Source organism: Streptomyces sp. Da 82-17 (assembly GCF_046098215.1).
GTDB lineage: Bacteria > Actinomycetota > Actinomycetes > Streptomycetales > Streptomycetaceae > Streptomyces.
Window position 1 is genome coordinate 37,770 of record NZ_JBJURH010000017.1, and the last position, 24,265, is coordinate 62,034.

A 24,265-nucleotide genomic window follows, 5' to 3' on the forward strand; every position below is an offset into this window, starting at 1 on the left:
GTGGGCCATGCGGGTGGCCACGACGCTGTCCATGGTGGTGCTCGGGGCCGCGGGCATCGGGCACGCGCTGGTCACCGGCCTGGACGGCGGGATCTCCCGCGTCGACCCGTTCAAGGACATGAAGAACCGGCCTTCCGGCGGCGACGGCACCAACTTCCTGCTCGTCGGCACCGACGGCCGGGACAAGATCTCCGAGGACGAGCGCAAGAAGTACCGCCTGGGCGGCGCGCCCTGCCACTGCACGGACACGATCATGATCGTGCACATCTCGGAGGACCGGGACCGCGCCAGCATCGTGAGCCTGCCCCGCGACTCGTACGCGGAGGCCCCCACGCACACCGACCAGAACTCCGGAGAGAAGCACCACACCCACCCGCTCAAGCTGAACGCGGCGTACGCGGAGGGCGGGCCGGGCCTCACGGTGCGGACCGTCGAGCACATGACGAAGGTGAAGATCGACCACTATCTGGAGGTCGACTTCACCAGCTTCATGAAGACGGTGGACGCGGTCGGCGGCGTGGAGATCTGCACGGTCGGGCCGATGAAGGACTCGTACACGGGGCTGAACCTCCCGGCGGGACGGCACCAGCTGAACGGCGGGGAGGCGCTGCAGTACGTGCGCTCGCGGCACATCGACGGGGCCGCGGACCTGGGCCGGATGCAGCGGCAGCAGCGGTTCATGGCCGCGCTGATCTCGAAGGCCACGTCGTCCGGGGTGCTCCTGAACCCGGTCAAGTTCCGCGACGTCTCGCAGACGGTGCTCGGCTCGGTGCGCGCCGACCGCAGCTTCGGGACCGACGAGATGCTGGACCTGGGCCGCGCGATGCGGAACTTCACGCCGGCGTCGTCGGAGTTCACGTCGGTGCCGATCGGCAAGATGGGGTTCGCGGTGCCGGGCATCGGCTCGACGATCAAGTGGGACCCGGTGAAGTCCGGCAAGCTCTTCCAGGCCCTGCGCGAGGACCGGCCGCTCGCCCCGTACAAGGTGCGCAGGCCGAAGGCGCTCGCCGTGGACGTGGCGCCGCAGCAGATCCGGGTGCAGGTGGAGAACGGCACGCGGACGCAGGGCCTGGGCCTGAAGGCCGACAAGGCACTGCGCGGTACCGGCTTCCGCACCACCGGCGCCCCCGTCTCCGCCGCCAAGCCGAACGCGCTGCGCACGGTGGTGGCGTACGACCCGCGCTGGGACCGTTCGGCGAAGTCGCTCGCGGCGGCGCTGCCCGGCGCCCAGCTGAAGCCGGTCAAGGGTCAGGGCTCGCTGCTCAAGGTGATCGCGGGCGCGGACTTCAAGGGCGTACGGAAGGTGCGTGCGGAGGACCCGTACCAGGGCGAGTTCGGGGTGGCCACCGGGGACCAGGTGGTGTGCGGGTCGAAGTGACCGCCTCCGGTCGGTCCGGGGCCGACCGCTAGTCCTGGATGCCCTCCGCCACCCGCCGCTCCCGCAGCTCCTTGATCGCTCGGCGGCGGGCCAGGCGGTGTGTGCGGCGGATCTGGGCCTCCTGGTAGCGCCGCTTGTCGCGCTCCGTCTCCGGCAGCACCGGCGGCACCGCCCGCGGCTTGCCGTCCGCGTCGACCGCGGCGAAGACCAGGTAGGCGGAGCCGACCTGCTGGGCGGGCGTCGACTCGTTCCAGCGCTCGGCCAGGACGCGGACGCCGACCTCCATGGACGTCCGGCCGGTCCAGTTGACCTGGGCCTTCACATGGACGAGGTCGCCGACCCTGACCGGCTCCAGGAAGACCATCTCGTCCATGGACGCGGTGACGGCGGGGCCGCCGGAGTGCCGGCCGGCCACGGCGCCCGCCGCGTCGTCGACGAGTTTCATGATCACGCCACCGTGCACCGTGCCCAGGAGGTTGGTGTCGTTGTGGGTCATGATGTGGCTCAGCGTGGTCCGGGAAGCCGCGGTCGGCTTGCCCGGAATATCCGCCTCCGCGTTACGGGCCTGGTCTGTCATGCCGTCCACCTTATGCCTGGGCGCTTTGCATCAGCTCTGCAACAGCCGGGCCCAGAAGCCCCCGGGGGGCTTGTGGGGCGCCTCGTCGAGACCTGCACACTGGTGCGCATGAATGACTGGCCCAACCGAGACCAGGGGTACGGACGCGGCAGCGCGAGCCCGGAGCCCGAGGGCGCCCGCGTGATGCGCCACGTGCAGCGCGGCGCGGCCCCCCGTCCCCCCGCCGCCCCGCCGCGGGCGGCCGTGCCCCAGCAGCAGGGGTACGGCTACGACGACGGTTACAGCGAGGGCCAGGTCTACGGCGGCGGCCGTGGTGGCCGTGGCCGCGGCCGTGACGACGGCTACTACGACGACCCATACGACACCCGTCCCGCGCCGAACCGGGGCCGGCGGTTCAAGCGGATCCTCGTCACGCTCCTGGTCGTCGTCCTGGTCTGGGGCGTCGGCACGTACTTCTGGGCGGACTCGCAGCTCAAGCGCGAGGTCGACCTGGCGAAGGTGATCGAGCGGCCCGAGGCGGGCGACGGCACGAACTACCTGATCGTCGGCTCCGACAGCCGCGAGGGCATGACCGCCGAGGACAAGAAGCGTCTGCACACCGGCTCGGCCGAGGGCAAGCGCACGGACTCGATGATGATCCTGCACACCGGCAGCAACGGCGACACCCTGATCTCGCTGCCGCGTGACTCCAACGTGGAGATACCGTCCTTCGTCGGCTCGGACTCCGGCAAGAAGTACCCCGCCACCGGCCGCACCACCAAGCTGAACGCCGCGTACGCGGAGGACGGCCCGGAGCTCCTCGTCCGTACCGTCGAGCACAACACCGGTCTGCACATCGACCACTACGCGGAGATCGGCTTCGGCGGCTTCGCCAAGATCGTGGACGCGGTCGGCGGTGTGGACATCAAGGTCGAGCAGCCGATGAAGGACAAGAAGTCCGGCGCGGACTTCGAGCCCGGCACGCACACCATGAACGGCGAGCAGGCCCTGGCCTTCGTCCGCCAGCGCTACGGCCTGGCCGGCGGCGACCTGGACCGGACGAAGAACCAGCAGAAGTTCCTCTCGGCGCTCGCCAACCAGACGGCCACCCCGTCGACGATCATCAACCCGTTCAAGCTGTACCCGACGATGGGCGCGGGCCTGGACACGCTGGTCGTGGACAAGGACATGAGCCTCTTCGACCTGGCCGAGATGTTCTGGGCGATGAAGAGCGTCTCCGGCGGCGAGGGCAAGTCGATGAACATGCCGGTCTCCGGCAGCGTCAACGGCAACCTGGTCTGGGACAAGGCCAAGCTGCAGCAGCTGGTCGAGCAGCTCAAGAACGACGAGAAGGTCACCGTCAGCGACGAGTGAGCCTCCGCGGCACATGCGAAGGGCCCCGCCGGCACGTCCGGCGGGGCCCTTCGCGTACAACTCCCGTGCCGTTACGGCAGGTTGCGGGCCATGACGATGCGCTGGACCTGGTTGGTGCCCTCGTAGATCTGGGTGATCTTGGCGTCGCGCATCATGCGCTCGACCGGGTAGTCGCGGGTGTAGCCGTAGCCGCCGAGGAGCTGGACGGCGTCGGTGGTGACCTCCATGGCGACGTCCGAGGCGAAGCACTTGGCGGCCGCGCCCTGGAAGGTCAGGTCGGCGTCGCCGCGCTCGGACTTCGCGGCGGCCGCGTAGGTGAGCTGGCGGGCGGCCTCGATCTTCATGGCCATGTCGGCGAGCATGAACTGCACGCCCTGGAAGTCGCCGATCGGCTTGCCGAACTGCTTGCGCTCCTGGACGTAGCCCTTGGCGTAGTCGAGGGCGCCCTGGGCGATGCCGAGGGCCTGGGCGGCGATGGTGATGCGGGTGTGGTCGAGGGTCTTCATCGCGGTGGCGAAGCCGGTGCCCTCGGCGCCGATCATGCGGTCGGCGGGGATGCGGACGTTGTCGAGGTAGACCTCGCGGGTCGGGGAGCCCTTGATGCCGAGCTTCTTCTCCGGGGCGCCGAAGGACACGCCCTCGTCGCCCTTCTCGACGACGAACGCGGAGATGCCCTTGGAGCGCTTCTCCGGATCGGTGACGGCCATCACGGTGTAGAACTCGGAGACGCCGGCGTTGGTGATCCAGCGCTTCACGCCGTTCAGGACGTAGTGGTCGCCGTCGCGGACGGCCTTCGTCTTCATGCCGGCGGCGTCGGAGCCCGCGTCCGGCTCGGACAGGCAGTACGAGAACATCGCGTCGCCCTTGGCCAGCGGCGCCATGTACTTCTTCTTCAGCTCCTCGGAGCCGGAGAGGATCACCGGCAGCGAGCCCAGCTTGTTCACGGCCGGGATCAGGGACGAGGACGCGCAGGCGCGGGCCACCTCCTCGATCACGATGACCGTGGCGAGCGCGTCGGCGCCCGCGCCGCCGTACTCCTCCGGTACGTGCACCGCGTGCAGGTCGTTCGCGGTCAGGGCGTCCCTGGCCTCCTGCGGGAAGCGGGCCTCCTCGTCCACCGCGGCGGCGAACGGCGCGATCTTCGCCTCGGCGAGCGCACGCACCGCCTCACGGAGCATCTCGTGCTCCTCGGCCGGACGGTACAGGTCGAAATCGGTCGTACCCGCCAAGATCTCTCACTCCCCAAGAGCGCTAACTACCGTTAAGTAACCCTGATTTTAGGGCCCGGGCCCGATTCGGGATACGTGAGGTTCCCGACAGCTCCCCCACGGCGGCTCAGTCCCCCGCCACGGCCCGGACTATGCTCGGGCAGCGCATTTCCCCGGAAACCTCTGGAGCAGCTTCATGGCCCTCAAGATCACCGTGATCGGCACCGGCTATCTCGGCGCCACGCACGCAGCGGCCATGGCTGAGCTGGGCTTCGAAGTGCTCGGTCTCGACGTGGTGCCCGAGAAGATCGAGCTGCTCTCGCAGGGCCGCGTGCCGATGTACGAGCCCGGCCTGGAGGAGCTGCTGCAGAAGCACGTCGCGGGCATCGAGGGCTCCAGCGGCCGGCTGCGCTTCACCACGTCGTGGGAGGAGCTCGGCGCGTTCGGCGACGTGCACTTCGTCTGCGTGAACACCCCGCAGAAGCACGGCGAGTACGCCTGCGACATGAGTTACGTCGACGCCGCCTTCGCCTCGCTCGCCCCCGTGGCCCGCGAGGGCTCCCTGGTCGTCGGCAAGTCGACGGTCCCGGTGGGCTCGGCGGCCCGCCTCACCGAGGTGCTGCCGGAGGGCGTCGAGCTGGCCTGGAACCCGGAGTTCCTGCGCGAGGGATTCGCCGTCCAGGACACCCTGCACCCGGACCGGCTCGTCGTCGGCGTCGAGAGCGAACGCGCGGAGAAGCTCCTCCGCGAGGTGTACGCGACACCGATCGCCGAGGGCTCCCCGCTGGTCGTCACGGACTTCCCGACGGCCGAGCTGGTGAAGACCTCAGCCAACTCCTTCCTCGCCACGAAGATCTCCTTCATCAACGCCATGGCCGAGGTCTGCGAGGCCGCGGGCGGCGACGTGGTGAAGCTGGCCGAGGCCATCGGGTACGACGAGCGGATCGGGGCGAAGTTCCTGCGCGCCGGCATCGGCTTCGGCGGCGGCTGCCTGCCCAAGGACATCCGCGCCTTCATGGCCCGCGCCGGTGAGCTGGGCGCCGACCAGGCCCTGACGTTCCTGCGCGAGGTCGACTCCATCAACATGCGGCGCCGCGGCCACATGGTCGAGCTGGCCCGCGAGGCGCTCGGCGGCGGCTCCTTCCTCGGCAAGCGGGTCGCGGTCCTCGGCGCGACGTTCAAGCCGGACTCGGACGACGTACGCGACTCCCCCGCGCTGAACGTCGCCGGGCAGATCCACCTCCAGGGCGGCCAGGTCACGGTCTACGACCCGAAGGGCATGGACAACGCCCGCCAGGTCTTCCCGACCCTCGGGTACGCGGGGTCGGCGCTCGGCGCGGTGCGGGGCGCGGACGTCGTGCTGCACCTGACGGAGTGGCGCGAGTTCCGCGAGCTCGACCCGGCGGAGCTCGGCGCGGTGGCGGGCCGACGCGTCCTGCTCGACGGCCGCAACGCCCTGGACGCGACGCTGTGGCGCGAGGCGGGGTGGACGTACCGGGCGATGGGACGTCCGGCGGCCTGATCGCGGAGCAACTCCGGTGTCGGTGGGCTGATTTCAGCCCGTCCGGCGCTCGAGGACGAGCCGTTCGGGCGATCGAGGGCACACGCGGCCCCGGTTCACCTGCTGCGGCTCCGATACGCACGCATCTTCGCGCGCGCCCCGCACACCTGCATCGAGCACCAGCGGCGGCGGGCCGCGGGGCTGCGGTCGTAGTACGCCCACCGGCAGTCCTCGGCCTCGCAGGCCTTGAGCCGGAGCCAGGTGCCGGCCGCCGTCGCCTCGGCGATCGCGTACGCGACGCGGGCGGCGAGCGGGGCCGGGTCGGCGGGCCGCAGCCCGGCCGCGCCGGAGGCGTCGACCGTCACCAACAGCGGGGCGGCGGCGAGGAGTTGGGACAGCGGGCGGACCGTGCGGTGCGGGGCATGGCCCGCGTGCGCCAGGCACGCGACGCGCAGCGCCTCGCGCAACTCCTTCGCGTCGTCGACCTCCCGCTCGGGCACACCGAACTCCGCGCGGCCCTCGGCGGTGTCCAGGGCGTCACGCCCGCTCTCCACGTCGAGCGTGTTGACCAGGGCCGCCACGAACGCCAGCTCTCCGGGTGGGGACGCCTGCTCGTTCATGGTTGCGACGTTACTCCCTATGCGGGACCATGAGGTAACCGTTACCGGTTGAAGTCCTGTATCGGTAACCCCGTCTACGGAGGGATCGACCATGCCCATCGGAAAGCTCGGCTCCGTCGTCCTCGACTGTCGCGATCCCCTGGCCCTGGCCGAGTTCTACGCGGCGATCCTCGGGGGCACGACGAGGGAGCAGCGGGACGGCGAGGACGTGTGGGTCGACCTGGAGGGCCACGGCGGCAGCACCCTCGCCTTCCAGGCCTCCCCCGGCCACGTGCCGCCGAAGTTCCCCTCGCCGGACGGCGCGCAGCAGTTCCACCTCGACCTGACGGTGGACGACCTGGACGCGGCGGAGGAACAGGTGCTCGCCCTCGGCGCGACGGTCCTGGACGCGGCCGACCGCACCCGCAGCTGGCGCGTCTACGCGGACCCGGCGGGCCACCCGTTCTGCCTCTGCTCCGGCTGAGCGGAGGGGGCCGGGGGCGGGCCCGAGGTGCATCCCGGCAGGTGAACGGCGTTGTCAGTGGCGGTAGTTAGGGTTTCGGCATGACCGAGAGCAGCCCCGTCGCACGCCCCGACGCACCCTTCCCGCTCGACCCGCGCGGCTGGTGGTTCGCCGTGCCCGGCGCCGCGTACGAGGGGATATTCACCGCCCTCGGGCTGCACGAGCGGGTCCCGGTGACGCTCGACGAGGGCGCGGACGTCGAGGACCGGTCGTGGCGCGGCGGGGCGCTGCCGGTGTTCGTCACGCCCGAACTGGACGGCTGGCGGCTGGTGTTCGGCAACCTGGACAGCGCGATCGGCGACGACTGGGACGACTGGATGGCGACGGTGCGACGGCTCAGCGCGCACTGCGGCGAGGCCCAGATGTTCTACGAGGACGAGGCGGGCGGCTCCGACCTCTGGGTCGTCGCCGAGCACGGCCGCATACGACGGCGGTACGCGCTCGACAGCGACCCGGAGTGGGTCGGCCGCCCGCTGCCCTGGGAGCAACTCACGGAGGGAGGCGGCGAGTTCGATTCCGGCGATGCGGACGACGACGATGCCGACGACGAGGTCCCGGGGCCGCCCGGAGAGGCCGGTGTGACGGAGGCCTGCGCCCGCCTCTCCCTCGACCCGTCGGCGATCGGGCCCCACACCGCCCTGCGCGGCCACGGCTGGCTCGCCCTGACGGCGCCCGGCGAGGGGCGGGAGGCACTGGGCCCGGCGGCGGACTAGCCGGTCACCGCCCCCGCCGTCCGCTCGCCGTCGAGCCGCTCCAGGGTCGCCGTCGACGGGGCGCGGCGGATCTGGGCGGCCTTCGCCGTGAAGTCGGCCTCGCGCAGCACGCGTTGGACGTTGCCCCAGGTGAGGAGGGACAGGTCGGACTCGGACCAGCCGCGGTCCAGGAGCTCGGCGATCAGCTGCGGGTAGCGGGACGTGTCGTGCAGCCCGTCCGGCAGCGCGCTCTCGGTGTCGTACATCCCGGAGATGCCGACGCACTCCGGGCCCGCCACGCGGCGCACATGGTCGAGATGGTCCGCCACGTCCCGCAGGCCGGGCCCGGTCTGCGCGGCCGTGCAGGGCACCAGGCACAGGCCGTTGTGGGTGCCCAGGGCGGCGAGCAGGTCGTCGGGCACGTTGTCCGGGTGCGGGGTGAGCGCGTGGGCCGCCGAGCGGGAGAACAGCACGGGGGCCTTGGAGACGGCCAGGGTGTTCCGGACCGTCTCGGGCGAGCTGCCGCTGAGGTCGGCGAGGACGCCGAGGCGGTTCATCTCGCGGACCACTTCCTCGCCGAAGCGGGTGAGGCCCCGCTCCCCCGCCCAGCGGGTGCCGGACAGCGTGAGGCTGCGGACGCCGAGCTTGTGCAGGGCGCGCAGCGTGCCGAGGGAGTCGTCGATCGCGGCGGCGGCCGCCGGGCCGAGCAGGCAGGCGATCCGCCCGTGCGCGCGGGCGTCGGCGGTGTGCGAGGCGGTGTGCGCGAGCCGCAGCCCCTCGGGGTGGGCGCGCACCACGCACTCGGCGAGGTCGATCAGGGCGAGGGTGGCGCTGACGGCGCGGTCGCCCGCGTACTCCGGGGGCAGCCGCAGCGACCAGAACATCGCGCCGACCGCGCCTTCGCGCAGCCGCGGCAGGTCGGTCTGCAGCGCGGTGTCGCCCAACTCCAGGTCGTACCAGGGCAGTCGGGACAGCGCCCAGGGCAGCCCGCTGTGGCCGTCGGCGACGGGGTGGGCGGTGAGCAGCGCGCGGGCCCGCTCCTCGGGCGGCCGCGCGCCGGGTCTGTGGTCGTCCGCCTCCTCGTCGGCGCGTTCGCTCGCGCCCCCGGATACGAGCGGGATGTCGTCGTCGTCCTGAAGTTCGGCCATGTGGAGCTCCGGTCGGCTGGTACTGCGATCTGTACGCCAACCGTGGCACGGGACCAGGTCCGGGTCTCGGCGGTGTGGGCCGTACGGGGGACACGCCGGGGTGCGGACACGTCCCCCGTACGGCTCCGGTGCGCGGGTCAGCCGTCCAGCTGGTCGAGGGTCGCGACGGACGGGCCGCGGCGCGCGCCCAGGTCCCGGGCGACGTCCTCGGCCGCGCCGAGCACCCGTACCGCGTTCTGCCAGGTCAGCTTGGCGAGGTCGGGGCGCGACCAGCCGCGGGAGAGCAGCTCGGCGATCAGGTTCGGGTAGCCGGACACGTCGTCGAGGCCGTCCGGGGTGAAGGCCGTGCCGTCGTAGTCGCCGCCGATGCCGATGTGGTCGATACCGGCGACCTCGCGCATGTGGTCCAGATGGTCGGCGACCGTCGAAGTCGTCGCGACGGGGCGGGGGTTGGCCGCTTCGAAGGCCTCGTGCACCTTCATCGCCTCGGACGTGGTGTCCAGGTGGTGGAAGCCGTGCGCCCGCATGTTGTCGTCCGCGGCGGCCGTCCAGTCCACCGCCGCCTGCAGCACGAACTTCGGCACGAACGTGGCCATCGCGACGCCGCCGTTGCCGGGCAGCCGCTCCAGGACGTCGTCCGGGATGTTCCGCGGGTGGTCGCAGACCGCGCGGGCCGAGGAGTGCGAGAAGATCACCGGCGCCTCGGAGGTGTCGAGGGCCGCGCGCATCGTCGTCGCCGCGACGTGCGACAGGTCGACGAGCATGCCGATGCGGTTCATCTCGCGTACGACCTCGTGGCCGAAGGGCGAGAGGCCGCCGACGCCCGGCTCGTCCGTGGCCGAGTCCGCCCAGGCGATGTTGTCGTTGTGGGTGAGCGTCATGTAGCGGACGCCGAGGGTGTGCAGGGCGCGCAGCGTGGCCAGCGAGTTGTTGATGGAGTGGCCGCCCTCGGCGCCCATCAGGGAGGCGATCCGGCCCTCGGCGCGTGCCGCCTCCATGTCGGCGGCGGTCAGGGCGCGGCGCAGCTCGCCCGGGTGCCGGTCGAGCAACTGGCGTACGCAGTCGATCTGTTCGAGTGTCGCGCTGACCGCAGAGTCGCCGGTCAGGTCGGTGCGTACGTACACCGACCAGAACTGCGCGCCGACGCCGCCGGCGCGGAGGCGGGCGAGGTCGGTGTGCAGGCGGCCGGTCTGGTCGGCGGCGATGTCCAGCCGGTCGATGTCGTACCGGGCCTTCTCGCGCAGGGCCCAGGGGAGGTCGTTGTGGCCGTCGGCGACGGGGAACTCGGTGAGGAGCGCTCGCGCGTCGTGCAGGTGATCGGTAGCCATGCGGGCCATTGTCCCCGCACCGTCACGGGGGCTCCGCCCCCGAAGCCCCCGCTCCTCAAACGCCGGAGGGGCTCCCGGGGTTCGTCGTTCGGCTTTCCCGCCGTCGTGGCGCTGTGCCCACCCGTTCCGCCCTGCGGAACGCCTGCCCACAGCGGGGGCGGGTGGGACTCCGTACTCGCCCCGCCTGCCCACAGCGGGGGCGGGGAGGGGACGTGCCCCGATAGGGGCGCGGGGAACTGCGCGAGCGACCACGACGGCGCCGCAGACGAATGAACGACCGGGATGGAGCCCGTCCGGCGATTTGAGGACGCGAGGCCGCAGGCCGAAGCAGGTGCGAGGGCAGAACCGGCAGGGCTACTGCGCGAAGCCGAAGCCCGAGTTCGCGCCCTCGACCTTTGCCCGCAGCCGCTTGCCCTTCTCCGTCGCCTGGTCGTTCAGCTCCTGCTGGAACTCCCGCATGCGGCCGAGGAGTTCGGCGTCGTGCGCGGCGAGGATGCGGGCCGCGAGGAGGCCCGCGTTGCGCGCGCCGCCGACCGAGACCGTCGCCACCGGCACGCCCGCGGGCATCTGCACAATGGACAGCAGCGAGTCCATGCCGTCCAGGTACTTCAGCGGCACCGGCACGCCGATGACCGGCAGCGGCGTCACCGAGGCGAGCATGCCGGGCAGATGGGCCGCGCCGCCCGCGCCGGCGATGATCGCCTTGAGTCCGCGCTCGGCCGCGTTCTCGCCGTACGCGACCATCTCGCGCGGCATGCGGTGCGCGGAGACCACGTCGACCTCGTAGGGGATCTCGAACTCGTCGAGGGCCTTCGCGGCGTTCTCCATGACCGGCCAGTCGGAGTCGGAGCCCATGACGATGCCTACGACGGGCTGAACCGCGGTCCTGTCCGTGGACGTGCTCATTCGGTGATCGTTCCCCTGAGGTAGCCGGCTGCGTGACGGGCGCGCTCCAGCACGTCGTCCAGGTCGTCGCCGTAGGTGTTGACGTGGCCCACCTTGCGGCCGGGCTTCACGTCCTTGCCGTACATGTGGATCTTGAGCTGCGGGTCGCGGGCCATGCAGTGCAGGTACGCCTGGTACATGTCCGGGTAGTCGCCGCCGAGGACGTTCGCCATGACCGTCCACTGCGCGCGGGGGCGCGGGTCGCCGAGCGGCAGGTCGAGGACCGCGCGCACATGGTTGGCGAACTGCGAGGTGACCGCGCCGTCCTGGGTCCAGTGCCCGGAGTTGTGCGGCCGCATGGCGAGTTCGTTGACGAGGATGCGGCCGTCCTCGGTCTCGAAGAGCTCGACCGCGAGGTGGCCGACCACGCCGAGCTCGTCCGCGATCCGCAGGGCCAGCTCCTGGGCGCGGCCCGCCAGCTCCTCGGAGAGGCCGGGCGCGGGCGCGATGACCGTGTCGCAGACGCCGTCGACCTGCTGGGACTCGACCACCGGGTACGCGACGGCCTGGCCGTGCGGCGAGCGGACCACGTTGGCCGCGAGCTCGCGCACGAACGCGACCTTCTCCTCGGCGAGGACCGGGACGCCGGCCTTGAACGGCTCGGCGAGCGCCGCGTCGTCGGCGGAGCGCACGAACCACACGCCCTTGCCGTCGTACCCGCCGCGCACCGTCTTGAGGATGACGGGGAAACCCTCGCCCTCCTCCGCGAACGCGACCGCGTCCTGCGGATCGCTCACGATGCGATGGCGCGGGCACGGGGCGCCGAGCGCGTCGAGCCTCGCCCGCATCACGCCCTTGTCCTGGGCGTGCACCAGCGCATCGGGGCCGGGGCGCACGGGAATGCCGTCCGCCTCCAGGGCGCGCAGATGCTCGGTGGGGACGTGCTCGTGATCGAAGGTGATCACGTCACAGCCGCGCGCGAACTCGCGCAGCGTGTCCAGATCGCGATAGTCGCCGATCACGACATCGCTCACGACCTGGGCCGCCGAGTCCTGGGGAGTGTCACTGAGGAGCTTGAACCTGATGCCGAGCGGGATGCCTGCTTCGTGCGTCATGCGCGCGAGCTGCCCACCGCCGACCATGCCGACTACGGGGAACGTCACATCCTCCAGAGTAAGGGGCCCCGAGATACGTAGAGAGCCACGAGTCCTGCGTCACATCTCACAGCAGCGGGGCCCGCTCGGCCTGCGGCGGAAGGGCTACGCGCGTCACACCGTGTGCGCGGGTTGTCCACAGGCCGGGCACCGGATGGGCGCGCTGGTTAGCATGAACGCGTTATCCGAGAGGCCGACCACCGAACGGACGGGGCTGAGCGTCACCATGAGTGAGCGGGGCGCGCTGCGCGTGCGACTGGATCAGCTCATCCGAGAGATCGCCAAGTTCGGCGTGGTGGGCGGGATCGGCACGCTGGTGAACCTCGGGGTGTTCAACCTCGTGCGCAACACCACGGAGATCCCGGTGGTCCGGGCCTCGATCATCGCCACGGTCGTCGCGATCGGCTGCAACTACATCGGCTTCCGCTACTTCACGTACCGGGACCGGGACAAGAGCGGTCGTACGAAGGAGATGACGCTCTTCCTGCTGTTCTCCGTGGTCGGCCTGGTGATCGAGAACGGCGTGCTCTACGCGGCGACGTACGGGTTCGGCTGGGACAGCCGGCTGCAGAGCAACGTCTTCAAGTTCCTCGGCATCGGCATCGCGACGCTGTTCCGCTTCTGGTCGTACCGCACCTGGGTGTTCAAGGCGCTGCCCGCCCGGGAGACGGTGGCGCATGCCGAATCGTTCCTGAGGTCGGAGAGCGCCCCGGCGCCGTCGGCCAGGAGCGGGTCGGGCGGCGCGCCCGTCCCGTCGGGGAGCACGGGTGTGCGGCATCTGGAGCGGGAGCAGCGGCGGCATCACCAGCGGGTCAACTGAACCCGTAGGGGCCCTGCCGGGGTTCAGCGGACCGTCGGCTCGTGTTCCGCGCGGTCGCCGGGCTCGGGGCGGGAGCGGGACAGGAACAGGCCGAAGACCGGCGGCTTCTGCTGCAGCATCTCCAGGCGTCCGCCGTCCGCCTCGGCGAGGTCGCGGGCCACGGCGAGGCCGATGCCGGTGGAGTTGCGGCCGCTGATGGTGCGCTCGAAGATCCGCGCGCCGAGCTCGGGCGGGACGCCGGGGCCCTCGTCGGTCACCTCGATGACGACCTGGTTGCCGGTGACGCGGGTGCGCAGGGCGACGGTGCCGCCGCCGTGCATCAGCGAGTTCTCGATCAGCGCGGCCAGCACCTGCGCGACCGCGCCGGGCGTGCCGGTCGCCATCAGGTGCTGTTTGCCGGAGCGGACGAGGGCGCGGCCGGCGCTGCGGTAGGCGGGCAGCCACTCGGCGATCTGCTGGGTGACGACTTCGTCCAGGTCGAAGGTGACGGCGGAGCCGGTGCGCGGGTCGCGGGAGTTGGTGAGCAGCCGCTCGACGACGTCGGTGAGGCGCTCGACCTGCGCCAGCGCGATCGTCGCCTCCTCCTTGACCGTCTCCGGGTCGTCGGTGAGCGTGATCTCCTCCAGACGCATGGACAGCGCGGTCAGCGGGGTGCGCAGCTGGTGGGAGGCGTCCGCGGCGAGCCGGCGTTCGGCGGTGAGCATCCGCGCGATCCGCTCGGCCGAGCTGTCGAGCACGTCCGCGACGCGGTCGAGTTCGGGCACTCCGTACCGCCGGTGCCGGGGGCGCGGGTCGCCGGAGCCGAGGCGTTCGGCGGTCTGGGCGAGGTCGGTGAGCGGGGAGGCGAGCCGGTTGGCCTGGCGCAGGGCGAGGAGTACGGCGGCGATCACGGCGAGCAGGGCGACCAGGCCGATCATGAGCATGGTGCGGCCGACCTCGCCGGTCACGGCGGAGCGGGGCTCCTGGACGGTCACGGTCTCGCCCTGTTCGCCGGTGGCGGTGGCCTGGATGACGTCGCCCGCGGGCTTGGAGCCGATCTCGATGGGGGCGCGCTCCGGGATCTCGATGCGCGCGTACCGCTCGGTGCCGACCTGGTCCTGGAGTACGCCTTCGGTGATGCGGTCGGCGGCCATCAGGCGGCTGTCGACGATCGCGACGAGCCGGCCCGCCTCGGACTCGACGCGCTCCTGGGCGCCGGCGGTGATGGTGCGGGTCTCGACGATCACCAGGGAGACCCCGAAGACGGCGATCACGACGAGGACCACGGCGAGGGTGGAGTTGATCAGACGGCGCCGCATGTTCTCTCCGGGGGGTGCGGTGTCTTACGGGGGTGTTCTGGTTGCCCTTGACGTGGGCGCCGTCGATCGGCCTGCGGCCTCGTCCTCAATCGCCGGACGGGCTCCAGTGGGAACCCCCGTACCCGATGAGGCTCAGCTCTTCTCGAAGCGGAAGCCCACCCCGCGGACCGTCGCGATGTACCTCGGGTTCGCCGCGTCGTCGCCGAGTTTCTTGCGGAGCCAGGAGATGTGCATGTCGAGGGTCTTCGTGGACGACCACCACGTCGTGTCCCAGACCTCGCGCATCAGCTGGTCGCGGGTGACGACCCGGCCCGCGTCCCGGACCAGGACGCGCAGGAGGTCGAATTCCTTCGCCGTGAGCTGCAGTTCCTCCTCGCCCATCCAGGCGCGGTGCGACTCGACGTCGATGCGGACGCCGTGCGTGGCCGGGGCCTGGACGGGCTCGGCGGCGCCGCGGCGGAGCAGGGCCCGCACCCGGGCGAGGAGCTCGGCGAGGCGGAACGGCTTCGTCACGTAGTCGTCGGCGCCGGCGTCCAGGCCGACCACCGTGTCCACCTCGTCCGCGCGGGCGGTGAGGATCAGGATCGGGATCGTGTGCCCCTCGGCGCGCAGCCGGCGGGCCACCTCCAGACCGTCCATGCCGGGCAGGCCGAGGTCAAGGACCACCAGGTCGACGCCGTCGGAGCCGTTCTGGAGCCCGGCCTCGAGGGCGGTCGGCCCGTCCTCCCGCACCTCCACCTCGTACCCCTCGCGGCGCAGGGCGCGGGCCAGTGGTTCCGAGATGGATGCGTCGTCCTCGGCGAGCAGTACACGGGTCATGCAGTGATGGTAATCCGCGCCACAGCGCCGACTTGGGCGGATCGGGTGGATCGGGCCACGGCCGGGGCGGCGGGACCAAGGGCGGGCGGGGCCGGGACTTACGGCCCTGCGGCTATGGGCGGAAAGTCCACGCATTACCTTCGAATTCGCGGGCATGGTTCCATCGATCCCTGTGATCCATCTCTCAAGGTCTTCACATAGCCCGCTTTAAGATGCCGTAATGGAGTGTCAACGCCCTTGCGTACATTGCGGAAATTCCGGAGTTCCGCTCCGCCCCTGAACCGCGGTGTACGGGCACTGACTGTTCAGTCTCCAGCTAGTGATCCAGCTAGTGATTGACCGTTAGCCGTCTCCCGCGCCACCGCGCGCTGTGCCGGCCACCCCCACCCGGGCGCGCGTGCGCTTGCGCGGCGCTTCCCCGAGCGTAGAAGGAACACCCATGGCGTCCAGCCTGACGAAGGACTCGGCCGGTACCCCCGGCGCCGAGAAGACCTTCTTCGGCCACCCCCGCGGCCTGGCCACTCTCTTCATGACCGAGATGTGGGAGCGCTTCAGCTTCTACGGCATGAGGGCTCTCCTCGTGTACTACCTGATCTCGGGCGGTGCCGACGGCAGCAAGGAAGGCATCCACGGCGGCGGCCTCGCCATGACGATGGCCACGGCGACGGCTATCTACGGCGTGTACCTGGCGATGGTGTACCTGCTCGCCATGCCCGGCGGCTGGTTCGGCGACCGGGTCTGGGGTCCGCGCAAGACCGTCACGATCGCCAGCGTCGTGATCATCGCCGGTCACCTCACGCTCGCGCTGCCCGGCCAGGCGATGTTCTTCGTCGGCATGGCGCTCGTCGCGGCCGGTTCCGGTCTGCTGAAGGCCAACATCTCGACGATGGTCGGCCAGCTCTACGACGGCCCGGACGACCCGCGCCGGGACGGCGGCTTCACCGTCTTCTACATGTCGATCAACATCGGCGGCTTCGTGGCCCCGCTGGTCATCGGCACCGTCGGCGAGACCGTCAACTGGCACGTCGGCTTCGCGCTCGCCGGCGTCGGCATGGCGCTCGGCCTGATCCAGTTCCTGCTCGGCACCAAGCACCTCAACCCGCGCAGCAGCGAGGTCCCGAACCCGCTGACCCCGGCGGAGCGCAAGGGCGTCCTGCTGAAGTCCCTGATCGCGGTCGTCGTCGCCGCCGTCTTCTACGGCGGAGTCGTGGCGCTCGGCGCGTTCACCCTGAACTGGGCGCTGGTCCCGCTCGCGCTCATCGGCCTGATCATCCCGATCGCCGTCCTCGTCCGCATCAAGCGCGACAAGGAGCTGACGACCACCGAGCAGTCCAAGATGAGCGGCTACATCTGGTTCTTCGCCGTCGCCGCGATCTTCTGGATGATCTTCGACCAGGCGGGCTCGACGCTCTCCGTCTTCGGCAAGGGCTCCACCTCCGGCCAGGTCTTCGGCATCGACTTCCCGGCCACCTGGTTCCAGTCGCTGAACCCGCTGTTCGTGATGGCGCTCGCCCCGGTCCTGGCCTGGGTGTGGCTGTGGCTGGCCCGTAAGAACCAGGAGCCCAGCACCACGGTCAAGTTCGCCATGGCCCTGTGGCTGATCGGCGTCTCGTTCTTCATCTTCGTCGTGCCGATGCTGATGGCCGGCGACGGTACGAAGGTCAGCCCGATGTGGCTGGTCTCCATCTACCTGGCGCAGACCATCGGTGAGCTCTGCCTCTCCCCGGTCGGCCTGTCCGTGACCACGAAGCTGGCCCCGGCCAAGTACGCCTCGCAGATGATGGGTGTCTGGTTCCTCGCCGTCACCGCCGGTGACTCCGTGATGAGCCTCCTGTCCATCGGCGGCGTCGACCTCAACACCTGGCCGGTGGTCGCCGCCGAGGCGGCCGTGGCCTGCCTCGCCGGTCTCGGGATCTTCACGTACCGCAAGAAGGTCATCGCACTGATGGGCAACGTCCGCTGACGCCCGTCCCCCGATGAGGGCGGCCGGTTCGAATCGGACCGCCCACTGGGTCGAACGGAGGGCCGCCGCACCACTCGGTGCGGTGGCCCTCCGCCGTTTCTGGTCGGTCCGCACCCGGCCGGAGGGCAGCATCACGCCATGCGCCGCGCCCTGCTCGCCCTCGCCGTCTGCGGAACGCTGCTCTCCGGCAGCTCGGTCGCCGTCCAGGCCTCCCCCGGTCCCGCGGTACGGGGCTACGCGTACGGGCAGCACCCCCGCCAGACCATCACCGTGTACGGCACGAAGGGGCCCGCCCTCGTGATCCTGCACGGCGGCTTCTGGGCCGACGACACCGACTGGAGCGACTGGGCCCGCTGGTTCGCCGAGCGCGGCTTCCGGGTGTACGACGCCGACTACCGGCTCAACTCCGACGCCACCTGGGACGCCCAGCGCGACGACGCCGTGGCCGCCCTGCGCTGGGTCGCCGACCGCAACGGCGGCGCCCGCCCGCTGCTCCTCGGCTCGTCGGCGGGCGGCCAGATCGCCACGGTCGCCGGGACGTACGGCGCCGGGAAGTCCCGGGTCCGCGGCGTCGTCGCCCTCTCCCCGGTGGCCACGCCGTACCGCGCCTGGGTCGACGGGGCCCGCGCCGACGCCGACCGGGACCGGCGACGGCTCCGCCGGGAGGCCCGCAGGCTCGCCGGCTGCGACCCGGAACGGCAGGGGCGCCGCTGCTGGCTGCGCTGGGCGGACATGGCGGCCCGTACGCACGCCTCCGGCGAGGAGGACGCCCCGCTGTTCCTGCTGCACTCGGCCGACGACTTCGTGCCGTCGACGCACTCCCACGACCTGTCCGTCGCGCAGAGCGTCGCCGGGAGCGAGGACACCCGGCTGCGCGTCGTGCCGGGCTCGGCGCACGGGGCGAAGCTCCTGGACGACCCCGGCATCCGCCGCTCCGTGCTGCGCTGGCTGCGCACACACGCCTGAGCCTCCGCCCCGCCCGAATACGTACGCCCAACTCGCGGGCGGGACCGGCCGGTCGAGGCGGGCCCGCCCGCGCGGAGGGGCCCGCCCGCGCGGAGGGGGCGGCTAGCGCCTGCGGACGCTCGCGAGGCCCGTGGCGAACCGGCGCGGCATGAACGTGAAGACCGCGCCGCCGAGCAGGATCACCGTCCCGGCGACCAGGCCGAGCGCGCGCAGCGCCCCGTCGTCGCTCGCGCCGGTCTCCGCGAGGCCGCCGCCGGACGAGCCGCCCGCCGAGCCCGAACCCGAGCCGCCCGCCGCGCCGCCCGGCTGCGCCGAGGTGTCCAGCTCCAGGGAGACCTCGGTCCTGGCCGGGGTGCAGGTGGTCGTCGTGCCGAGGGCCTTCACCGTGAGGACGCCCGGCGACAGCGTGGACTTGCCGTCGGCGCCCGGCTTGTACGTGCCCTTCAGGTCCGGGATCTCGATCGGGTCGCCGGACTTGATCGCCTCCTTGTTGGTGGGCCCCTCCACGTGCACGGTGCCCTTGTCGGCGCCGCCGAGCTTCACCTCCATCGACGGCTTGACCGAGTCCTTCGGGATGTCGGCGGGGCTGTCCATCACGGACTTCTTGAACTTCACGGTGAGGTCGAAGTTCCCGCCGCTCTTCGCCGCGTCGATCTGCACGGGCGACGTGGCCTCCTTGTCGCCGATGGGCGTCTTGCACTTGTACGGGACCTGGACCTCCTTGCCCTTGAAGTCCGCCTGGCCGCTCCCGCCGCCGGAGTCACCGCCCGTCGAGCCGCCGGAGTCGCCCCCGCCCGCGCTTCCGCCGCTGTCGCCGCCGCCCGAGTCCGAGCCGCCCGCGTCGCCGCCGCCCGCCGCGCCGCCGGTGGGCAGCCCGGTCGGCAGGCCCGTGGGCAGGCCGGTCGGCGGTGTCGTCGGCAGCCCGCCCGTCACCCCGCCGGGGCCGCCGCCCGAGACCTTGATGGTGTGGGCGGACTGCACCGCCTCCTCCGGGCTGCACTTGGTGTCCGTCGACATCGGCTTGCTGACGTTGATGTTGTACGCGTCCGGGGTCAGCGTGACCTCGCCGGGCGCCGTCAGCTTCAACTTGCCCTTCATGTCGGACAGCACCATCGGGCTGTTCTTCTTGATCGGCGGGTTCTTCCGCTCGCCCTCCATCGCCAGGTCGGCGGTCTGCGCGCCGCCGACCTTCACGGTGCCGGTCGGCTTGACGGTGTCCTTCTCCAGGTCGATGACGTCGGGGTTCTTCGACGCGGCCTGCGTGGTCTTCCACACCACCTCGACCTCGTCGCCGACCTTCGCCTCGGCCGGCGCCACGATCTCCACCTTCGTGGTGCCGTGCACCGGGTCCATCCCGGAGATCGCCGGGGGTATGCACTCCGTCTTGTACGCGGTCTCGGCGGCCTGCGCCGGACTCGCGGCGAGGACGATCCCCGCGCCGCCGAGCATGAGCGCGACACCGAGCGCACTCGCTCTCCGTTGAGTGGTCACGTGTTTCCCTTCCCTGGTGCCGTCGGTCGGTCCTCTTGCGGTGCGGAGAGCCGGTGCGGTGCTCCTGGTGCGCCCGGAGCCGAGTCCGGGGTGAACCACGGCAACGCGGCCGTGGTGCCGTGCGCGGCGGTGGCCCGCGCCGCCGCCTCGTCCGTGCGTCCCGCCCGCCCGCGGGGCAGCCGCGACTTCGCCAACTCCCGTACACGCCAGGCGTGTTGGGCACCCGCACGGGCGGTGCGCGGGCGGACCCGGTCGACGACCGCCAGGCCGATCCGGAAGACGGCGGCGGGCACGACCAGACAGAGCAGGATCCAGAACAGCGTCACGCCCCACGGCCGGCCCACGTCCCAGGGCTGCTCGGCGAGCACCTTGCCGCCGTACCGCAGCGACACGACGTAGTCGCCGTAGGCCCCCGGGGCGAGCTGGACCGGCAGCTCGACCTGCGCCTTCCGGCCGGGGGCGAGGGTGCCGCGCCACTGCTGCTCCTCCCACTGCGGGGCGAACACCCCGTGGGCGGTGCCGACCTTGAAGACCGGGTCCTTCACGGGCGCCGAGCCGAGATTGCCGACGGTCAGCACGAGGGTGCGGCTCGCGGGGGCGCCGAACCAGGTCAGGATGTTGCTCGACCCTTCGAGGCGGGTCGAGGCGAGCACCGCGAGCTTGCCGCCGGCGGGCTGCTCGGGGATCTCCTTCACCGGATGCCCGGCCACCGTGAACGCGGCCTGCGCGGCGGCCTTCTCACCGGTCACCGTCGCCACCCGGACGACGCAGGGGCAGGCCACGGGCGGCTCGGCGACGGGGAGCTTCTTACGGAACGTCCCGTCGCCGTCCGTCGTGACGGCCCGGCCGTCGGCGTTGGCGCAGGCGTTGGTCCCGCCCACAGGCTCCGCCTCGCCCTCGGCCTGCCCGCAGATCAACAGCATCAGCAGCGCCTTGCCCGGCCACCCGTCCCCGCTGACGGTGACGTCCCCGCCCTTCCCGGCCTCTTCGGCGGACAACTCGACACCGGGCCGATCCGCATCGTCCCGCACGGCGGCCTGCGCGGCCGGCGCGGCAGGGACGACCAGGACGAACGCGAGGGCGACCGCGAGGAGGAGGACGAACGCCCGTGCAGCCCCGCCCGACCGGAACACCCGTGCCGCCCAGCCCACCCGGCGTGTGGTCGTGGTTCGGCAGGGTCGGGGGGTCGTCCTGGCGTTCACGTTGCCGCTCCCGTCAACTCGCGGTCGTTCTGCGGTGGTTCGGCCTTGTCGGGCTCGCGGTCCCGGCGTCCGCGCAGCCACCGGGCGCCCGCGGCGAGTGCGGTCAGCGCGCCGGCCAGGCCCGCCATCGCGCCCCATGGCACGAACGTGGCCGAGGCGACAGCCGTGTCGCGGGCGCCGCCCTGCGCTGTCGCCGTCAGCCGCACGTCGACCGAGTCGAGGGCGGGCGCGTCCGGCCACGGTTCGCTGAGGGTGACCCGACGGCCGGGCAGCAGCTCGACGGGCAGCCCGCGCGGGGCCCGGTCGAGGGCCTCGCCGAACAGCCCGTCGGCCCGTACCGCGAGCTTCGGGGCGAGCACAGTGTTGCCCCGGTTGACCAGGTCGTACGTGATGCGGCGGCCGTCGTCGGCGAGCCGGACGCGTTCCACGGTGAGCGCGGACAGGGTGGGCCCGCCGACCCGCAGATGCAGCCGTACGCCGCTGGTGCGGCCCGCGCCGCTCGCCACGATCGCCGCCGGGTGGTCGCCCGGCACCGCCCCGTCCGGCACGGTCACCGTGAACGGCACCTCGGCCCGGGTGCGCGGCGGCACCGTCACCTTCTGCTCGGCGAGCCTGATCCAGGCCCCGCCGTCCCGCGACTTCCCGTCGGCCTCGATCGCGAACGATCCGTCGGCGTCGTTGCGGGCGTCGGCCCCGCGCAGTCGGACGGTCCGGGCGCGGTCGCCCGGGTTGGTCACGGTGACGGTGTCCTCCAGGACGGCCCCGGGCGCCCCCTCCAGGTAGAAGTACGGCCGCCCGTCCTGCCCTCCGGCGGGCGCGAGCGACCAGTCGCCGCCGCGCTCGGCGTACGCCGGCGACCCGGGCAGCACGGCCGGGCCCCCGGCGAGGAGGAGAACGACGACGGCAACGCGTGGGAGGAGGGGCGGCATGGGCGACTCCTGGGGCGGTGCGGGGTGTTCGGGGCGTACGTACGCGAAGGTCGGGGGGGGCAGCCGGTCCGGCGCTTGAGGACCAGGCCGGAGGCCGGGGGCGGTGCGGCGGTCGACGGATACGGACCGGCCGCCCGACCCCTAGCCCCGTACCGCCTGGCCCCTGCGGGTCAGCCACAGGACGCCCGCCGCGCCGACGAGCACCACCGTTCCGCCCAGCGTGCCGAGCGCGACCGCCGAGTCCTCCGGGCCCGTCTGCGGGAGTTCCTCGCCGCCCGACGAGCCCCTGCCACCGGCCGCCTGCACGTCGAGGGTGAGGGAGGGCTTCGGGTTGTTCTTGGGCGTGCACGTGGTCGTCGTGCCCATCGCCTTGATCGTCAGCGTGGACGCGGTGAAGGTGACCTTGCCGGATTTCTTCGGCGTGTACGTACCCGTCAAGTCGCTTATCTTGATGGGGGTGTTGGCGGGGATCGCCTCCGCGTTGGGCGGGCCCGAGACCGGCACGGTGCCGCTGTCCGCGCCGCCCAGTTTGATCAGCGCGCTCGGCTTCATCGCGCCCTTGCCGAGCTCCACCGGGCTGGACGAGACGCCCTTCTGGAACGACATGGTGAGCTTGTGCGCGCCGCCGCTCTCGACGGCCTTGATGTCGATGGGCGAGACGGCGCCCTTGTTTCCGATCGGCGTCTTGCACTGGTAGTCGACGTCCACGACCTCCGCGTGCGCGGCGGGCGCGGCGAGCAGCACCGCCGATCCGGCCAGGGCGGCGGCCCCCACGAGGGCGGCACAGCGCCTGCCCGTCGACCGGCCGCCTGCGGAATGCGTCTTCGGGCTCCCCGGGCTGCCCGGGCTCTTCGGGTTCGGCACCTTGAGTTCCCCTCTTCCAACTGCCCGTGCGTCACCGACAGTTCCTGACGGCACATCAGATCGGGCGCTCAAGGTACGCCGGGGACCTTGTGGAGGGAAGACAAAAGACAGCCCGGATCTCGGGCTGTCGAGGGGGTACGGAGGGGGCGCCGCGAGGATCCCGCGAACCAGCGGTAACCCTTGGGGGCCCTGGGGAGTCCCGCCGGACGGAGGCCGACGGGAGGCCTACGGGCCAGGCACGCCGAGGCCGACGTGAGGCCTACGGCCTAGGCGGGCGCGGCCAGTTCGGCCCAGACCGTCTTGCCCGGCTGCCCGGGTACGCGTACGACGCCCCAGTCCAGGCAGAGCCGCTGCACGATGAACATGCCGTGGCCGCCGGGCCGCCCCGCGCGGTGCGGAGTGCGCGGGGAGGGCTGGCCCGCACCGCGGTCGGAGACCTCCAGGCGGAGCACCTTGTTGTCGCAGCCGACCCAGAGCTCGCTGGCGCCGTCGGCGTGCAGGCAGGCGTTGGTGACGAGTTCGGAGACGACGAGCAGGACATCCTCGGCGGCCGCGCGCTGGTCGGCGCCGGCGGCGGGCAGCCAGCCCCAGTCGTAGAGCGCCTGCCGGGTGAAGTCACGGGCCATCGGCACGACGCCGCTGGCGCCGTCGAGGCTGAGCTTGCGGACCTGGCGCGGCGTGGGCGCGCCGGCCGGTTCGCCCACCTCACCGGTGGCTCCCGGCTCCGGGCCGCGGTCGCCCGGCGAGAAGGGCCGGGTGGTGCTCATCAGCGCTTCACCTCACCGATTCACCAGTCTTGAGATCTGTGCCGGATCTGTTCGATCCGCCGATCCGCTCGATCTGTCGGGACAACATGTCGGGTCGAGCACTCGGGTCGAGGCTCTGCGGGGCGCTCGCGGGTCGAGTGCCCTGGTTGTGGTCGTAGGACTCAGTACTCGGGACGATGACTGCGGCAGAAGCGGTTCTGCTCCCGCCGGCATTCAACAGATCCAGCAGTCTCCTGCCCGGCCGATCGGTGAGAACACCCACTTCTTGACTTCGGGCCGTGTGATGCGGGTTACGTGCCGATCACACAGAGGCAGCGCAGGTCACGGTGCGACAACTCTTGGGGTGAGCGTGCCGCACCTCACGCACGGTCAGTCGGCCAGGGCCGACTCGACGGATTCGTGCACCGTGAAGACGGCCTCCGCACCGGTGATCTCGAAGACCCGGGCGACCACCGGAAGCATCCCCGCGAGGTGGACGCCGCCGCCCGCCGCCTCCGCCTTGAGGCGGGCGCCGAGCAGGACGTTGAGTCCGGTGGAGTCGCAGAACTCCAGCCGTGAGCAGTCGACGACGAGGCGAGAACGTCCCTGGTCAAGGCAGTTCTCCAAGGGTTCGCGCAGCAGATCCGCGGTGTGGTGATCGAGCTCACCCACCGGCGTCACGACGGCGCTCTCACCGTCGTTGCGCACTTCGACCCGAAGCCGGCCCCGGTTCGCGCTGCCGACCGTCTGGCGGTCCATGCCGTCTCTCTTCCGCAGGTCTCGAGCTGGTGGTCTGACGCCCGGAAAGCCTACGCCTTCCC

The 24,265-nt window shown here is 71.9% G+C and carries 23 protein-coding genes; 8 read left to right on the plus strand and 15 right to left on the minus strand.

Annotated features, from left to right (window positions below):
- The first annotated feature begins 7 nt into the window (after positions 1 to 7).
- Positions 8 to 1,378 (plus strand): LCP family protein, encoded by a 1,371-nt coding sequence (locus tag ACIDOF_RS25960; protein WP_409008508.1) that lies wholly within the window; start codon positions 8 to 10, stop codon positions 1,376 to 1,378.
- 28 nt (positions 1,379 to 1,406) lie between these two features.
- Here ACIDOF_RS25960 and ACIDOF_RS25965 read toward each other — a convergent pair whose 3' ends face one another.
- Positions 1,407 to 1,955: an acyl-CoA thioesterase gene (locus ACIDOF_RS25965; RefSeq protein ID WP_409008509.1), complete on the minus strand. Its 549-nt coding sequence runs from the start codon at positions 1,953 to 1,955 to the stop codon at positions 1,407 to 1,409.
- Between the two features lie 108 nt (positions 1,956 to 2,063).
- On the opposite strand from ACIDOF_RS25965, the gene ACIDOF_RS25970 reads away from it, so the two are divergent.
- Positions 2,064 to 3,308, plus strand: a complete 1,245-nt coding sequence (locus tag ACIDOF_RS25970) for an LCP family protein (protein WP_409008510.1) — start codon at positions 2,064 to 2,066, stop codon at positions 3,306 to 3,308.
- Between the two features lie 71 nt (positions 3,309 to 3,379).
- On the opposite strand, the gene ACIDOF_RS25975 is transcribed toward ACIDOF_RS25970, so the two are convergent.
- A complete protein-coding gene (locus ACIDOF_RS25975; protein WP_409008511.1) occupies positions 3,380 to 4,537 on the minus strand; it encodes an acyl-CoA dehydrogenase in 1,158 nt (385 codons plus the stop codon).
- Positions 4,538 to 4,712: 175 nt separating this feature from the next.
- Between ACIDOF_RS25975 and ACIDOF_RS25980 the strand changes: the two genes are divergently transcribed.
- Positions 4,713 to 6,038 (plus strand): UDP-glucose dehydrogenase family protein, encoded by a 1,326-nt coding sequence (locus ACIDOF_RS25980; protein ID WP_409008512.1) that lies wholly within the window; start codon positions 4,713 to 4,715, stop codon positions 6,036 to 6,038.
- 95 nt (positions 6,039 to 6,133) lie between these two features.
- Here ACIDOF_RS25980 and ACIDOF_RS25985 read toward each other — a convergent pair whose 3' ends face one another.
- Complete coding sequence (locus ACIDOF_RS25985) at positions 6,134 to 6,637, minus strand: CGNR zinc finger domain-containing protein (protein WP_409008513.1); 504 nt, start codon at positions 6,635 to 6,637, stop codon at positions 6,134 to 6,136.
- 91 nt (positions 6,638 to 6,728) lie between these two features.
- Here ACIDOF_RS25985 and ACIDOF_RS25990 point away from each other — a divergent pair, with 91 nt between their 5' ends.
- Both ACIDOF_RS25990 and ACIDOF_RS25995 read left to right on the plus strand, forming a co-directional pair.
- Positions 6,729 to 7,100, plus strand: coding sequence for a VOC family protein (locus ACIDOF_RS25990; RefSeq protein WP_409008514.1), 372 nt, complete (start codon positions 6,729 to 6,731; stop codon positions 7,098 to 7,100).
- 80 nt (positions 7,101 to 7,180) lie between these two features.
- The gene (locus ACIDOF_RS25995) at positions 7,181 to 7,852 is read left to right on the plus strand and encodes a hypothetical protein (protein ID WP_409008515.1); all 672 of its coding nucleotides are present in this window, start codon (positions 7,181 to 7,183) and stop codon (positions 7,850 to 7,852) included.
- On the opposite strand, the gene ACIDOF_RS26000 is transcribed toward ACIDOF_RS25995, so the two are convergent.
- From ACIDOF_RS26000 to ACIDOF_RS26015, 4 genes are all read right to left on the minus strand, one after another.
- On the minus strand, positions 7,849 to 8,979 hold the full coding sequence (locus ACIDOF_RS26000; protein WP_409008516.1) for a dipeptidase: 1,131 nt from the start codon (positions 8,977 to 8,979) through the stop codon (positions 7,849 to 7,851). The two genes, ACIDOF_RS25995 and ACIDOF_RS26000, sit on opposite strands and share 4 nt — an antisense overlap.
- Before the next feature lie 137 nt (positions 8,980 to 9,116).
- Positions 9,117 to 10,307 carry a dipeptidase gene (locus ACIDOF_RS26005; RefSeq protein WP_409008517.1) on the minus strand — a complete coding sequence of 397 codons (1,191 nt, stop codon included), beginning with the start codon at positions 10,305 to 10,307 and terminating at the stop codon, positions 9,117 to 9,119.
- 354 nt (positions 10,308 to 10,661) lie between these two features.
- Positions 10,662 to 11,213: a 5-(carboxyamino)imidazole ribonucleotide mutase gene (gene purE / locus ACIDOF_RS26010; RefSeq protein ID WP_409008518.1), complete on the minus strand. Its 552-nt coding sequence runs from the start codon at positions 11,211 to 11,213 to the stop codon at positions 10,662 to 10,664.
- A complete protein-coding gene (locus tag ACIDOF_RS26015; protein WP_409008519.1) occupies positions 11,210 to 12,355 on the minus strand; it encodes a 5-(carboxyamino)imidazole ribonucleotide synthase in 1,146 nt (381 codons plus the stop codon). The genes purE and ACIDOF_RS26015 overlap by 4 nt, the downstream gene beginning before the upstream one ends.
- Before the next feature lie 217 nt (positions 12,356 to 12,572).
- Between ACIDOF_RS26015 and ACIDOF_RS26020 the strand changes: the two genes are divergently transcribed.
- A complete protein-coding gene (locus ACIDOF_RS26020) occupies positions 12,573 to 13,166 on the plus strand; it encodes a GtrA family protein (RefSeq protein ID WP_409008520.1) in 594 nt (197 codons plus the stop codon).
- Between the two features lie 23 nt (positions 13,167 to 13,189).
- On the opposite strand, the gene ACIDOF_RS26025 is transcribed toward ACIDOF_RS26020, so the two are convergent.
- On the minus strand, positions 13,190 to 14,464 hold the full coding sequence (locus ACIDOF_RS26025; protein ID WP_409008521.1) for an ATP-binding protein: 1,275 nt from the start codon (positions 14,462 to 14,464) through the stop codon (positions 13,190 to 13,192).
- A 132-nt stretch (positions 14,465 to 14,596) separates the two neighbouring features.
- Positions 14,597 to 15,283, minus strand: coding sequence for a response regulator transcription factor (locus tag ACIDOF_RS26030; protein ID WP_409008522.1), 687 nt, complete (start codon positions 15,281 to 15,283; stop codon positions 14,597 to 14,599).
- 439 nt (positions 15,284 to 15,722) lie between these two features.
- On the opposite strand from ACIDOF_RS26030, the gene ACIDOF_RS26035 reads away from it, so the two are divergent.
- Both ACIDOF_RS26035 and ACIDOF_RS26040 read left to right on the plus strand, forming a co-directional pair.
- The gene (locus tag ACIDOF_RS26035) at positions 15,723 to 17,246 is read left to right on the plus strand and encodes a peptide MFS transporter (protein ID WP_409008523.1); all 1,524 of its coding nucleotides are present in this window, start codon (positions 15,723 to 15,725) and stop codon (positions 17,244 to 17,246) included.
- A gap of 138 nt (positions 17,247 to 17,384) precedes the next feature.
- The gene (locus ACIDOF_RS26040; RefSeq protein WP_409008524.1) at positions 17,385 to 18,212 is read left to right on the plus strand and encodes an alpha/beta hydrolase family protein; all 828 of its coding nucleotides are present in this window, start codon (positions 17,385 to 17,387) and stop codon (positions 18,210 to 18,212) included.
- Positions 18,213 to 18,314: 102 nt separating this feature from the next.
- Here the strand turns inward: ACIDOF_RS26040 and ACIDOF_RS26045 are convergent, their stop codons facing one another.
- From ACIDOF_RS26045 to ACIDOF_RS26070, 6 genes are all read right to left on the minus strand, one after another.
- Entirely contained in the window at positions 18,315 to 19,661 is a 1,347-nt protein-coding gene (locus ACIDOF_RS26045; protein WP_409008629.1) for a hypothetical protein, read from the minus strand.
- A 38-nt stretch (positions 19,662 to 19,699) separates the two neighbouring features.
- Positions 19,700 to 20,854: a hypothetical protein gene (locus ACIDOF_RS26050; RefSeq protein ID WP_409008525.1), complete on the minus strand. Its 1,155-nt coding sequence runs from the start codon at positions 20,852 to 20,854 to the stop codon at positions 19,700 to 19,702.
- Positions 20,855 to 20,901: 47 nt separating this feature from the next.
- On the minus strand, positions 20,902 to 21,834 hold the full coding sequence (locus tag ACIDOF_RS26055; RefSeq protein WP_409008526.1) for a WxL protein peptidoglycan domain-containing protein: 933 nt from the start codon (positions 21,832 to 21,834) through the stop codon (positions 20,902 to 20,904).
- A gap of 141 nt (positions 21,835 to 21,975) precedes the next feature.
- On the minus strand, positions 21,976 to 22,608 hold the full coding sequence (locus tag ACIDOF_RS26060; protein WP_409008630.1) for an LPXTG cell wall anchor domain-containing protein: 633 nt from the start codon (positions 22,606 to 22,608) through the stop codon (positions 21,976 to 21,978).
- Positions 22,609 to 22,964: 356 nt separating this feature from the next.
- Positions 22,965 to 23,465 (minus strand): ATP-binding protein, encoded by a 501-nt coding sequence (locus ACIDOF_RS26065; RefSeq protein ID WP_409008527.1) that lies wholly within the window; start codon positions 23,463 to 23,465, stop codon positions 22,965 to 22,967.
- Positions 23,466 to 23,834: 369 nt separating this feature from the next.
- Positions 23,835 to 24,203 carry an STAS domain-containing protein gene (locus tag ACIDOF_RS26070; RefSeq protein ID WP_409008528.1) on the minus strand — a complete coding sequence of 123 codons (369 nt, stop codon included), beginning with the start codon at positions 24,201 to 24,203 and terminating at the stop codon, positions 23,835 to 23,837.
- Positions 24,204 to 24,265: the final 62 nt, after the last annotated feature.

Coding starts and splice junctions, on each gene's coding strand:
- ACIDOF_RS25960 (WP_409008508.1), top strand. CDS start 8: ATGCGGGTGGCCACGACGCTGTCCATGGTGGTGCTCGGGGCCGCGGGC.
- ACIDOF_RS25965 (WP_409008509.1), bottom strand. CDS start 1,955: ATGACAGACCAGGCCCGTAACGCGGAGGCGGATATTCCGGGCAAGCCG.
- ACIDOF_RS25970 (WP_409008510.1), top strand. CDS start 2,064: ATGAATGACTGGCCCAACCGAGACCAGGGGTACGGACGCGGCAGCGCG.
- ACIDOF_RS25980 (WP_409008512.1), top strand. CDS start 4,713: ATGGCCCTCAAGATCACCGTGATCGGCACCGGCTATCTCGGCGCCACG.
- ACIDOF_RS25985 (WP_409008513.1), bottom strand. CDS start 6,637: ATGAACGAGCAGGCGTCCCCACCCGGAGAGCTGGCGTTCGTGGCGGCC.
- ACIDOF_RS25990 (WP_409008514.1), top strand. CDS start 6,729: ATGCCCATCGGAAAGCTCGGCTCCGTCGTCCTCGACTGTCGCGATCCC.
- ACIDOF_RS25995 (WP_409008515.1), top strand. CDS start 7,181: ATGACCGAGAGCAGCCCCGTCGCACGCCCCGACGCACCCTTCCCGCTC.
- ACIDOF_RS26000 (WP_409008516.1), bottom strand. CDS start 8,979: ATGGCCGAACTTCAGGACGACGACGACATCCCGCTCGTATCCGGGGGC.
- ACIDOF_RS26005 (WP_409008517.1), bottom strand. CDS start 10,307: ATGGCTACCGATCACCTGCACGACGCGCGAGCGCTCCTCACCGAGTTC.
- purE (WP_409008518.1), bottom strand. CDS start 11,213: ATGAGCACGTCCACGGACAGGACCGCGGTTCAGCCCGTCGTAGGCATC.
- ACIDOF_RS26020 (WP_409008520.1), top strand. CDS start 12,573: ATGAGTGAGCGGGGCGCGCTGCGCGTGCGACTGGATCAGCTCATCCGA.
- ACIDOF_RS26025 (WP_409008521.1), bottom strand. CDS start 14,464: ATGCGGCGCCGTCTGATCAACTCCACCCTCGCCGTGGTCCTCGTCGTG.
- ACIDOF_RS26030 (WP_409008522.1), bottom strand. CDS start 15,283: ATGACCCGTGTACTGCTCGCCGAGGACGACGCATCCATCTCGGAACCA.
- ACIDOF_RS26035 (WP_409008523.1), top strand. CDS start 15,723: ATGGCGTCCAGCCTGACGAAGGACTCGGCCGGTACCCCCGGCGCCGAG.
- ACIDOF_RS26040 (WP_409008524.1), top strand. CDS start 17,385: ATGCGCCGCGCCCTGCTCGCCCTCGCCGTCTGCGGAACGCTGCTCTCC.
- ACIDOF_RS26045 (WP_409008629.1), bottom strand. CDS start 19,661: ATGCTCGGCGGCGCGGGGATCGTCCTCGCCGCGAGTCCGGCGCAGGCC.
- ACIDOF_RS26055 (WP_409008526.1), bottom strand. CDS start 21,834: ATGCCGCCCCTCCTCCCACGCGTTGCCGTCGTCGTTCTCCTCCTCGCC.
- ACIDOF_RS26065 (WP_409008527.1), bottom strand. CDS start 23,465: ATGAGCACCACCCGGCCCTTCTCGCCGGGCGACCGCGGCCCGGAGCCG.
- ACIDOF_RS26070 (WP_409008528.1), bottom strand. CDS start 24,203: ATGGACCGCCAGACGGTCGGCAGCGCGAACCGGGGCCGGCTTCGGGTC.